The sequence below is a fragment of the Blastococcus sp. CT_GayMR20 genome, from assembly GCF_004570345.1.
The window spans coordinates 1-10,470 of sequence record NZ_SPQM01000156.1 but is presented as its reverse complement, the minus strand read 5'-3'; the positions used below and the strand labels follow the sequence as shown (position 1 = coordinate 10,470).

General features: G+C 71.4%; 13 protein-coding genes. All 13 read left to right on the top strand.

Translation table 11 applies throughout. The features are described 5' to 3' along the window. Positions 1 to 163 precede the first annotated feature (163 nt). Positions 164 to 469 carry a flagellar FlbD family protein gene (locus E4P40_RS23380; RefSeq protein WP_135160778.1) on the top strand — a complete coding sequence of 102 codons (306 nt, stop codon included), beginning with the start codon at positions 164 to 166 and terminating at the stop codon, positions 467 to 469. Between the two features lie 3 nt (positions 470 to 472). After that, positions 473 to 1,243, top strand: coding sequence for a motility protein A (locus E4P40_RS23375; protein ID WP_135160777.1), 771 nt, complete (start codon positions 473 to 475; stop codon positions 1,241 to 1,243). Next, on the top strand, positions 1,240 to 2,145 hold the full coding sequence (locus E4P40_RS23370) for a flagellar motor protein MotB (protein WP_135160776.1): 906 nt from the start codon (positions 1,240 to 1,242) through the stop codon (positions 2,143 to 2,145). Before E4P40_RS23375 ends, E4P40_RS23370 begins: the two co-directional genes overlap by 4 nt. Beyond that, on the top strand, positions 2,142 to 2,609 hold the full coding sequence (locus E4P40_RS23365) for a flagellar basal body-associated FliL family protein (RefSeq protein ID WP_135160775.1): 468 nt from the start codon (positions 2,142 to 2,144) through the stop codon (positions 2,607 to 2,609). The genes E4P40_RS23370 and E4P40_RS23365 overlap by 4 nt, the downstream gene beginning before the upstream one ends. 158 nt (positions 2,610 to 2,767) lie before the next feature. Beyond that, complete coding sequence (locus tag E4P40_RS23360) at positions 2,768 to 3,850, top strand: flagellar motor switch protein FliM (RefSeq protein ID WP_135160774.1); 1,083 nt, start codon at positions 2,768 to 2,770, stop codon at positions 3,848 to 3,850. Further along, positions 3,847 to 4,596, top strand: coding sequence for a flagellar motor switch protein FliN (gene fliN, locus E4P40_RS23355; protein ID WP_135160773.1), 750 nt, complete (start codon positions 3,847 to 3,849; stop codon positions 4,594 to 4,596). The genes E4P40_RS23360 and fliN overlap by 4 nt, the downstream gene beginning before the upstream one ends. Next, positions 4,593 to 5,018 carry a flagellar biosynthetic protein FliO gene (locus tag E4P40_RS23350; RefSeq protein WP_135160772.1) on the top strand — a complete coding sequence of 142 codons (426 nt, stop codon included), beginning with the start codon at positions 4,593 to 4,595 and terminating at the stop codon, positions 5,016 to 5,018. Before fliN ends, E4P40_RS23350 begins: the two co-directional genes overlap by 4 nt. After that, the gene (gene fliP / locus E4P40_RS23345; RefSeq protein ID WP_135160771.1) at positions 5,015 to 5,866 is read left to right on the top strand and encodes a flagellar type III secretion system pore protein FliP; all 852 of its coding nucleotides are present in this window, start codon (positions 5,015 to 5,017) and stop codon (positions 5,864 to 5,866) included. The genes E4P40_RS23350 and fliP overlap by 4 nt, the downstream gene beginning before the upstream one ends. Next, positions 5,866 to 6,141 (top strand): flagellar biosynthesis protein FliQ, encoded by a 276-nt coding sequence (gene fliQ / locus E4P40_RS23340; RefSeq protein ID WP_135160770.1) that lies wholly within the window; start codon positions 5,866 to 5,868, stop codon positions 6,139 to 6,141. The genes fliP and fliQ overlap by 1 nt, the downstream gene beginning before the upstream one ends. A 5-nt stretch (positions 6,142 to 6,146) precedes the next feature. Further along, the gene (gene fliR, locus E4P40_RS23335; RefSeq protein WP_135160769.1) at positions 6,147 to 6,911 is read left to right on the top strand and encodes a flagellar biosynthetic protein FliR; all 765 of its coding nucleotides are present in this window, start codon (positions 6,147 to 6,149) and stop codon (positions 6,909 to 6,911) included. Between the two features lie 3 nt (positions 6,912 to 6,914). Then, complete coding sequence (locus E4P40_RS23330; protein WP_135160768.1) at positions 6,915 to 8,063, top strand: EscU/YscU/HrcU family type III secretion system export apparatus switch protein; 1,149 nt, start codon at positions 6,915 to 6,917, stop codon at positions 8,061 to 8,063. A 94-nt stretch (positions 8,064 to 8,157) separates the two neighbouring features. Next, positions 8,158 to 10,194, top strand: coding sequence for a flagellar biosynthesis protein FlhA (gene flhA / locus E4P40_RS23325; RefSeq protein WP_135160767.1), 2,037 nt, complete (start codon positions 8,158 to 8,160; stop codon positions 10,192 to 10,194). Then, positions 10,181 to 10,470, top strand: a 290-nt coding sequence (locus tag E4P40_RS23320) for a hypothetical protein (RefSeq protein ID WP_209305477.1), incomplete at its 3' end; no start/stop codon positions are given. The genes flhA and E4P40_RS23320, both read left to right, overlap by 14 nt.

The following is a 10,470-nucleotide window of genomic DNA, read 5'->3' as shown; positions in this document are numbered from 1 at the left end:
GGCCGCCCTGATTTCCCCGGAATCCCGGGGGCTGCCCGGGCCCGTCCCCGGGTGTTCGGCTCAAGGGAACCCCCTGGTGAGCCGATGAGAAGAGTGCACTTCCCCCCTTTCTGCCTGCCCCACCCGCCCACCAAGGGCCCCCACCGAGCAAGAGGACCGAACCGTGATCCGTGTGACGCGCCTGAACGGTGAGCAGTTCGCGCTCAACCCCGACCTGATCGAGCGGGTCGAGGCGCACCCCGACACGGTCGCCTTCCTGGTGGACGGCACCAAGTACGTGGTGAAGGAGTCCGTGGACGAGGTGCTCCGGGAGATCCGCGAGTTCCGCGCCGGGATCCTCGCCACGTCCTACGAGATGGACCGCGGGGAGTACCGCGCGGTGACGACGGACGACGGCCGCTCCGACCCGCACCACGGCGTCACGGCCGTGTCCTCGGTCGTGCCGTTCCCGAGCCGAGAGGAGCGCTGATCCGTGGATCCGGCCACTCTCATCGGGATCGCGCTCGCGGTCGTCTCGCTGCTGGCGCTGATGATCATGGAGGGTTCGAGCCCCCTGGCGATCATCCTGCTGCCCCCGCTCATCCTCGTCTTCGGCGGCACGTTCGGCGCCGCGATCGCCGGCTCCGCCATGGCCGACGTCAAGAAGATCGGCGCCTGGTTCAAGATGGCCTTGCTGCCGGCGAAGGTGCCGCCGGTCAGCGACCGCATCGCCACCCTGGTCGCCCTCGCCGAGAAGGCCCGCAAGGAGGGCCTGCTCGCCCTCGAGGCCCAGGTCAAGGACATCGACGACCCGTTCCTCAAGCGCGGCCTGCAGATGGGCATCGACGGCACCGACCCCGAGGAGCTGCGTACCGTCCTCGAGGGCGAGATCACCGCGAAGAAGGGCGAGGACAAGGTCGCCGCCAAGTTCTTCACGGGCATGGGCGGCTACGCGCCGACCATCGGCATCATCGGGACGGTCGTCGGCCTGATCCACGTGCTGGAGAACCTGTCCAGCCCCGAGTCGCTCGGCCCGCTCATCGCCAGCGCGTTCGTCGCCACCCTCTGGGGTGTGCTCACCGCCAACTTCTTCTGGCTGCCGATGGCCGCCAAGATCACCCGCATCAGCGAGTTGCAGGCCGCCCAGATGGAGCTGCTGGTCGAGGGCATCACCGAGATCCAGGCCGGCACCAGCCCGCGTGCCGTCCGCCAGAAGCTGACCGCCCTCGTGCCGCCCAGTGAGGTAGCCCGGGAGGCGGCATGAGCACCGCCCCGAATCCGCGGCGCAAGCGGCCGAAGAAGCACGAGGAAGAAGAGCACGAGAACCACGAGCGGTGGCTGGTGTCCTACGCCGACATGGTCACCCTCCTGATGTGCCTCTTCATCGTGCTCTTCGCGATGAGCCAGGTCGACAAGGCGAAGTTCGCCGCGCTGGCCAGCGGCCTGTCCGCGAGCTTCGGCGCGCCGATCAGCGTGCTGCCGGGGACGACGCCCGAGGGCTCGGTCCTCGAGGACCTGCCCGGTGCCGTCGACATCGCCTCCGCCATCCCGCCGGACCCGTCCGTCCAGGACGCCCAGGTGGACGCCGCTGCAGCCGCCGCAGCCGCGGAGCGCGCCAAGCGGGTGGCGTCCGAGGCCGCGGCCGCGTACGACGACATGTCCGAGGCCCGCGAGCAGATCGACGCCGCCCTCGCGGCGGCCGGGTTCGCGGGTGCGGCCCGGTACGAGATCGACGAGCGCGGCCTGGTGGTGCACATCGTCGCCGACGCCGTCCTCTTCGACGCCGAGGAGGCCGTCCTCCGGCCGGAGGGCCGGGCGATCCTCGACGCCGTCGCCCCGACCCTGATCGGGCTGCCGAACGTGCTGCGGGTCGAGGGTCACGCCAACCACCTCCCGGTGACCGCCGGCGGTGGCTGGCCGTCGAACTGGGAGCTGTCGGGCTACCGCGCGAGCACGGTCCTCCGCCACCTCGCCGGCGACGGGGTGCCCGAGCCGCGCATGTCGGCGACCGGCTACTCCTCGACCCGGCCGCTCGTGCCCGAGTCCGACCCGACGGCGCTGTCGGTCAACCGGCGCGTCGACATCGTCGTCCTGTCCACCGCCTCGGCAGAGGCCAACGCGCTGCTGCCGGGCATCGAAGCCGCCAACCAGGAGGCCCACCCATGAGCACCAAAGAGAAGACCGACGAGACCGACGAGGCGACCGCCGGGGGAGGCAGGAAGAAGCTGCTCCTGCTCGTCCTCGTCATCCTGCTCGCCGCCGGTGGCGCCGCCTACTTCTTCCTGTTCAGCGGCTCGGGCGAGGCCGAGGCAGCTGCACCGGAACACGGCGGATACGTCGCGCTGGAGCCGATCGCCGTCAACCTCGCCGGGGGTGGATACCTGAAGGTAGGGGTCACACTCGAGATCACCGCGGAGGCCGCCGGCGGCGGTCACGGCGGCGACGGGGTCGACGGCTCCAAGGCCCTGGACCTGGTCATCTCCACGTTCTCGCAGGCCGCCCCCGCTGACGTCGTGGGCGCGCGCGAGGCGCTCAAGCAGGCGCTCAAGGCGAAGATCATCGAGGCGTACACCGACCACGAGGTCCCGATGGTGATGGACATCTACTACAACGAGTACGTCACGCAGTAGCACCGCTCCCGGCGGTGGCCGGGCCCCGGACTCCGGGGCCCGGCCATCGTCACGTCGGGGGCACACTCCGCACCACCCGTCACATCTCCCACCGAGGAGCGGTCGCGCTCCGGCGCCGCCGGTCAGGGTCCCCCCGGCGTCCGCCGATGAGGTGAGACGTGACCTCCCCCGAGACCGGACCGGCCCCCAGCGAGGCCGGTCCTCCGTCAGAGGACGCGTCACCGCTCGCCGCCGCCGCTCCCCCGGCCGCCGCACCGCCCGCCGCAGCAGCCCCGGCCGCGCCGTCCCCGGCCGGTCCGCCTGCCCCGGCGAACGGCGCCGGTTCGGGAGCCCGCAGCCGCCGCGGTGAAGCGCGTACCTACGACTTCCGCCGGCCCACCAAGCTCTCCCGTGACCACGTCCGGGTCCTGCAGGTCGCGCAGGAGGGCTTCGCCCGCCAGGCGACGACGATCCTCACGACGTTCCTCCGCGCCGGGGCACGGCTCGAGCTCGTCGGCATCGAGCAGTACTCCTACGACGACTACCTGGTGACGCTGCCGAACCCGGTCTTCCTGACCACGTTCACGCTGGAGCCGCTCGCCGGCAAGGGACTGCTCGCCTACCCGCTGGACATGGCGATGGCGATCGTCGACCACATGCTCGGCGGCTCGGGCAACGCGGAGCAGCCGAACCGGCCGATGACGGCGATGGAGACAGCCATCACCAACCACCTGCTGGGCCGGCTGCTGGACGAGTTCGCCACCTCGTTCGCGACGATCACGGAGATCCAGCCGGCGCTCAACGGCTTCGAGTACAACCCGCAGCTGGCCCAGGCGGCCTCGGGCTCGGACACCGTCATGGTGGCCACCTTCTCGATGGCCGTCGGCACCCGCGAGGGACAGGCCACCCTGGTCCTGCCGTTCTCCTCGTTCGCGCAGGCGCTGAACAACGCCGCCTCGCCGCAGCTGTCGGAGACCGCGCTCGCCAAGCGCCGGCGCGCCGCCGAGGCCCTGACGGCCCGGCTCAACCTCGTGCCGGTCGACGTGAGCGTCCGGTTCGCGCCGCTGACGGTGTCCTCGGCCGACCTGCTCTCCCTCGCCGTCGGTGACGTCCTCCTCCTGCGCCATCCACCGGATGCGCCGCTGGAGGTCACCACCAACGACGTGACGTTCGCCTACGCGATCGCCAGCAACCACCGGCGCCGCCTGGCCGCCGCGATCGTCCCCACCCCGCACGCCGCTGCCGCGAAGGAAACCGCATGACCGCCGCCCGCACCGACTCGTCGCAGGACTCCCAGACCGTCTCCGCGGTGGTCACGGCGGCCGCCCGCGCCGCCGCCTCCCTGGTGCCGGCCACGATCGAGCTCGTCCCCGGGGCCCCGGTCAGCGACCCCGACCACGTCCCCCTGCCGCCCACGGCCGCGACGGCGGTCTCGGCCGGGCTCTCCGGCGAGGTCAGCGGCGACATCGTCCTCGTGGTCTCCGCCGAGGTGGTCGAGGCCCTGGCCAACTCCCCCGTCGGCAAGATGGACGTCGCCGCCGCGCTCCGGCCCGCCCTCGAGGCCGCGGCCGCCACGCTCGGGCGGGTGCGCGTCGCCTCCGAGCGCACCGAGGAACCGCTGTCGGCCCTCGACGGGCTGCGCGACAAGGGCATGTTCGTCGCCGTCCCCCTGATGGCCGGCACCGAGCACCAGGCGACCTTCGCGCTGCAGGTGACCCTGCCCGCGACGCACACCCAGCGCGGCAGCCTGGACCTCCTGCGGCACGTGGCGATGGAGGTGACCGTCGAGATCGGCCGCACCCGGATGACCGTCCAGGAGCTGCTCTCGCTGCACCCAGGCGAGGTCGTGGAGCTCGACCGCGCGGCCAGCGCGCCCGCGGACCTGCTGGTGAACGGCACGCTCATCGCCCGCGGCGAGGTCGTCGTCGTCGACGAGGACTTCGGCCTGCGGATCAGCGAGATCGTGACCGACGCCGCCGCTGCCGAGCTCGGGCGGGCTTCCGCATGACCTGGATGATCATCCGGCTCGTCCTGTCGCTGGTCTTCATCGGCGCGGTGCTGCTGTTCGCGGCGCGGGTCGCCAAGAAGCGCGGCCTCGGCCAGGGCAACGGCCTCATCGAGGTCGTCGCCCGCCAGCGCATGGGCCGCACCAGCACGGTCAACGTCATCCGCATCGCCGACGCGGTGCTGGTGGTCGGGGCCACCGAGGAGCAGGTCACCCTGCTCGCGGAGCTCGACGCCGAGGCCGTGGACGCCGCCCTGGACGAGCACCGCGCCCCGGTTCGGGTCGGCTCGGCCGAGACGGTCCGGCAGAGCCCCGCGCTGACCGCCCGTCCGACCAGCGGCGCACTGGCCGGCTCGGTCTTCGACCGCAACGGCTGGGGCAGCTTCGTCACGGAGCTCCGCGAGCGCACGGTCCGTCGGTCATGACCGCCGCCGCGCGCCCGCTCGTGGCGCCCGGGCACCCGTCGACGCGACGCCGGGCGGCCCTCGTCCTGCTGTTCGCGCTGCTGTGCACGGTGGCGGCTGTCCTGCTCGCCGGGCCGGCCTCGGCCGCCCCGACCGCGCCCACCGACCCGACGGCGCCGATCGCGCCGGTCGTCCCCGGCGACGGCAACGTCGACATCTCCATCGGCGACGGCTCGCCCAGCAGCTCGATCACCCTGATCCTCGCGATCACCGTGCTGTCGGTGGCGCCGTCCGTCCTGCTGCTGGCCACCTCGTTCACCAAGATCATCGTGGTCCTGGGCCTCACCCGGAACGCGCTCGGGCTGCCCACCTCGCCGCCGAACCAGGTGCTGACCGGCATCGCCCTGTTCCTGACGCTGTTCGTCATGGGGCCGGTGCTGTCGGACATCAACGACGTCGCCGTCCAGCCGTACATGGACGGCACGATGACGGTGTCCCAGGCCTACGACGCCGGCGTCGTCCCCCTGCGCGGGTTCCTCCTCGACAACACCCGCGAGGACGAGCTCAAGCTGATGGTCGGGCTCTCCGGCGAGGAGGCCCCGGCCGAGGCCGCCGAGGTCAGCATGACCACGCTGCTGCCGGCCTTCGTGCTGTCGGAGCTCAAGAGCGCCTTCATCATCGGCCTGGTCGTCTTCATCCCGTTCCTCGTGCTGGACATGCTGGTCAGCGCCTCGCTGATGGCGATGGGCATGATGATGGTGCCGCCGACGATCGTGTCGCTGCCGTTCAAGCTGCTGCTGTTCGTGGTGGTGGACGGCTGGGCGCTGATCACGACGGCCCTCGTGGGGTCCTACGGGGGTAGCGGCTGATGAGCGACGCCGACGTCACCCAGATCGCGGCCCAGACCATGCTGGTGGCCGCGAAGGTCGCCGCACCCGTCCTGCTGACCGCACTGCTGGTCGGTTTCCTGATCTCGCTGTTCCAGGCGGCCACCCAGATCCAGGAGCCGACGCTCTCCTTCGTCCCGAAGATGATCGCCGTCGCCATCGCGCTGCTGGTCACCGGCAACTGGGTGCTCTCCGAGCTGGTCAGCTTCACCCAGAGCCTGTTCGACTCGCTGCCCCGGCTGCTCGACCGGACCTGACGCCGATGGACCTCTCGGTCCCGGCAGTCACGCTGGCCGCGCTCCTGCTCGGGACGGCGCGCGCCACCGGGTTCGTGCTGCTGGCCCCGCCGTTCAACTCGCGCACCATCCCGGGGCCGGTCAAGGGCGCCTTCGCCCTGGCCCTGTCGCTGCTGCTCTCGACCCAGATCGCCCCCTCGCTGCCGGAGCCGACGGCGGGTTTCCTCGCCGTGGCCGCGGTGACCGAGGTCGTCATCGGCGCTGCGCTCGGGTTCGTCGTGCAGGTGCTGTTCTCCGCCGTCCAGCTGGCCGGCGACCTGCTCGACGTCACCGGCGGCTTCTCGCTGCAGCCGGCCTACGACCCGTTGTCGATGACGCAGAACTCCACCGTCGGCCGGCTGCACTACCTGCTGGCGATCACGCTGCTGTTCACCAGCGGCGGCCACCTGCTGATCGTCAAGGGCTTCGCGACGTCCTACGTCGGCCTGCCCGTGGGCGGTGACGTGCCCACCGACCAGATCGCCGCGGTGCTGATGACGGCGTTCTCGATGATGTTCCTGGCCGCGCTGCAGATCGCCGGGCCGATGGTGGCGGTGCTGCTGCTCGCCGACGTCGCGCTCGCGCTGCTGAGCCGGGCCGCGCCCGCGCTGAACATCTTCGCGTTCGGCTTCCCGGTGAAGATCCTCCTGACCCTGACCATGCTGGGACTGACGTTCCCGTTGCTCCCGCCGGCGCTCGACTCCCTGATGGAGCACGCCGCCCGGGCCATGGTCTCGCTCCGGAGCGGCTGATCCGTGGCCAAGGACGGTCCCGGTGGTGAGAAGACCGAGAAGCCGACTCCCCAGCGCCTGAAGAAGGCGCGCAAGGAGGGGCAGATCCCACGTACCCAGGAGCTGGGTACGTGGCTGGGCGTGGCGACGGCCAGCGTGCTGCTGCCCATGCTCGTGAGCAATGCGTTCGAGGAGGTGCAGCAGCTGTTCGTGCAGATCGGCTCGGTGGCGTCCAACCCCGAGCCGGCCGCGCTGTCGATCCTCCTCGGGCAGGCGCTGACGGCGTTCATGATGACCGTGCTGCCCCTGTCGCTGGCAATGATGGTCGTGGGCACCGCGGCCGCGGCCGCGCAGGGTGGCGTCACCTTCGCCACCAAGGCGATGAAGCCGACGCTGAAGAAGCTCAACCCCTTCCCCGGCATCAAGAAGATGTTCGGCACCCAGGGGCTCTGGGAGTCGGTCAAGGCCCTCATCAAGACGGCGGCCCTCGGCACGGTCGTCATCGTCACCAGCGACCGGGCGCAGGCGCTGGTCGCCTCGGCCGGCGCGCTGCCCCTGTCGGCGGTGGCCGCCACCTTCACCGACTCGGCGATCCTGATGTTCCGCGTGGTCGCGGTCACCGGCCTGGTCATCGCCGTCGCCGACTACGTCGTCGTCCGCATGAAGACGATGAAGCAGCTGAAGATGAGCAAGTACGAGATCACCCAGGAGAACAAGCAGGCCGAGGGTGACCCGCACATGAAGGCCCACCGTCGGGGGGTCCAGATGTCGATGTCGCGCAACCGCATGATGAGCGAGGTCGCCGACGCCGACGTCCTGCTGGTCAACCCGACCCACTACGCCGTGGCCCTGAAGTACGACCCGTCGAAGGGGGCGCCCCGGGTCGTCGCGAAGGGCGCCGGCGAGGTGGCGACGAAGCTGCGTGAGATCGCAGCCGAGGCGCACGTGCCGCTGGTCCAGGACATCCCGCTCACCCGGGCGCTGCACGCCTCCTGCGAGCTCGGCCAGGAGGTGCCGGCGCAGCTGTTCACCGCGGTCGCGCGGGTGCTGGCCTTCGTCATGCACCTGGGCGCGCGCGGCGTGAAGGGCGGCTTCCACCGTCCCGGCTTCGAGGCGCCGGCGGTCGACGGTCTGCCCAAGGCCGGACGGCGGCGCACGCCGGCACCCGCCTAGCGCGACCCCCGGTACCGAGGGCGCGCGGGGCTGCCGATGAGAGAGGCGTGAGCCAGCCCCTGTCCAGCGACGCCGGAGCGGGCGCGTGAAGGGCATGGGCAAGACGGCCGTGCCGATCGGCGTCGTCGCGATCGTCCTCATGCTGGTGGTGCCGCTGCCCGCGGCGCTGATCGACATGCTCCTCGCGGTCAACATCACCGCGTCGCTGCTGATCCTGCTGGTCGCGATGCAGATCAAGAAGCCGCTGGACTTCGCCGTCTTCCCGTCACTGCTCCTCGTGGCCACCCTCTTCCGGCTGTCGCTGAACGTCTCCTCGACCCGTCTGGTGCTCACCGACGGTTACGCCGGCAAGGTCATCGAGGCCTTCGGGCACTTCGTGATCGGCGGCTCGCTGGTCGTCGGTCTGGTGATCTTCCTGATCCTGACCATCGTCCAGTTCGTCGTCATCACCAACGGTGCCGGCCGCGTGGCCGAGGTCGGTGCCCGCTTCACCCTCGACGCCATGCCCGGTAAGCAGATGGCGATCGACGCCGACCTCAACGCCGGCCTGATCAACGAGGCACAGGCCCGCAGGCGCCGCCACGAGGTCACCGCGGAGGCGGACTTCTACGGCTCGATGGACGGTGCGTCCAAGTTCGTCAAGGGCGACGCCATCGCCGGCATCATCGTGACGCTGGTCAACCTGATCGGCGGCTTCGCCATCGGTGTCATGCAGCGCGGCATGGAGCCCGGCGAGGCGGTCTCCACGTTCTCGCTGCTGACCGTCGGCGACGGCCTGGTCTCCATGATCCCGGCGCTGCTGATGTCCACCGCGACCGGCATCATCGTCACCCGGTCGGCCACCGAGGGCGACATGGGGTCCGACCTGCTGGCGCAGCTCGGGCGGTTCAAGCAGCCCATGCGGATCGCCGGTGGCGCCGCGGTCGCGCTCTGCCTCATCCCCGGCCTCCCGAAGCTGCCGTTCCTGATCATCGGTGGCGCCTTCCTCTTCATGGCGTCCCGGATGACCGAGGCGCCCGTGGTCGACGACGAGGCCGAGGCCGCGGCCGCCGCGCTGGAGAACGAGCCCAAGCCGGACTCCCCCGAGGCGATCGCCGAGAAGATGCGGGTCGACCCGCTGGAGCTCGAGGTGGCCTTCGACCTGGTGGACCTGGTCGACCCCGCGCGCGGCGGCGACCTGCTCGACCGGGTGAAGGCGCTGCGCCGGAAGGTCGCCATGGACACCGGCCTGGTCATCCCGCTGGTCCGCACCCGGGACAACCTCGACCTGCCCGGCTCGCAGTACGTCATCTGGCTCAACGGCGTCCCCGCCGCCAAGGGCATCTCGCCCGCCGGCACCATCCTGGCGATCGGCGACAACCTCGACGGCATCCCTGGCAAGGCGACGCGGGAGCCGGTCTTCGGGCTGGCCGCCAAGTGGGTCCCCGTGGAGCTGCAGCGGCAGGCCGAGATGGCCGGCGCGACCGTCGTCGACCGCTCGTCGGTCATCACGACGCACCTCGCGGAGGTCGTCCGCCAGAACGCGGCCGACCTGCTCGGCCGCGAGGACGTGCGCCTGCTGGTCGAGATGGTCCGCCGGACGCACCCCGTCGTCGTCGAGGAACTGACGCCCACCCTGCTCACCCTGGGAGAGGTGCAACGCGTGTTGCACGCGTTGCTCGAAGAGGGTGTGTCGATCCGGGACCTCGTGCGCATCTTCGAGGCACTCTCTGTACGTGCGAAGACGTCCACCGATCTCGACGGTCTGGTCGAGGCGGCACGGGCGGCTCTGGGCTCGGCGATCAGCCATCCGTACGTGACGCCTGACGAGCGCCTCCACGTCTTCACCCTCGAGCCCGGGTTCGAGCAGCGGCTCCTCGAGTCGGTCCGGCAGAGCGACGCCGGGCAGGTCCTGGCGCTCGACGCGGGCGGGATCGACGCCCTGGTGCACGGCTGCAGCGGCCTGCTCGAGGAGGCCGAGAGGTCCGGCCTGTCCCCGGTCCTGGTGTGCTCGCCCCAGGTGCGCGCCGCACTCGCGCGCCTGATGCGCCAGGTCCTGCCCCGGCTTCCGGTGATCTCCTACGCGGAGGTCTCCCGGACAGCGCAGATCGAGTCGCTGGGAGTTGTGAACGGTGCCGTTGCGATCCGTTGAGGCTGCCTCGCGCGACGACGCGATCGCCGCCGCGCGCGAGCAGTTCGGTCCCCAGGCCCGGGTGGTCGGCGTCCGGCGCGTCCGCTCCGGAGGCGTGCTCGGGTTCTTCGCCACCGAGCGGTACGTCGCCGAGGTCGCGCCGGAGCCGGCCCGTCCCTCCGTCCCCGTGCCCGCCCCGGCCCGCGCGGACGACGAGGACGTCGCCCCCGCCGACTTCTCCTCGCCTCTCGCGTCGGCTGCGCCTGCCCGCGCGCGTGCCGCCGCGCCCGCGCGCAA

Bases quoted from the DNA above. Each gene is read 5' to 3' on its own strand.
- E4P40_RS23370 (WP_135160776.1), top strand. From the start codon at position 1,240: ATGAGCACCGCCCCGAATCCGCGGCGCAAGCGGCCGAAGAAGCACGAG.
- E4P40_RS23365 (WP_135160775.1), top strand. From the start codon at position 2,142: ATGAGCACCAAAGAGAAGACCGACGAGACCGACGAGGCGACCGCCGGG.
- fliN (WP_135160773.1), top strand. From the start codon at position 3,847: ATGACCGCCGCCCGCACCGACTCGTCGCAGGACTCCCAGACCGTCTCC.
- E4P40_RS23350 (WP_135160772.1), top strand. From the start codon at position 4,593: ATGACCTGGATGATCATCCGGCTCGTCCTGTCGCTGGTCTTCATCGGC.
- fliP (WP_135160771.1), top strand. From the start codon at position 5,015: ATGACCGCCGCCGCGCGCCCGCTCGTGGCGCCCGGGCACCCGTCGACG.
- fliQ (WP_135160770.1), top strand. From the start codon at position 5,866: ATGAGCGACGCCGACGTCACCCAGATCGCGGCCCAGACCATGCTGGTG.
- fliR (WP_135160769.1), top strand. From the start codon at position 6,147: ATGGACCTCTCGGTCCCGGCAGTCACGCTGGCCGCGCTCCTGCTCGGG.
- flhA (WP_135160767.1), top strand. From the start codon at position 8,158: ATGGGCAAGACGGCCGTGCCGATCGGCGTCGTCGCGATCGTCCTCATG.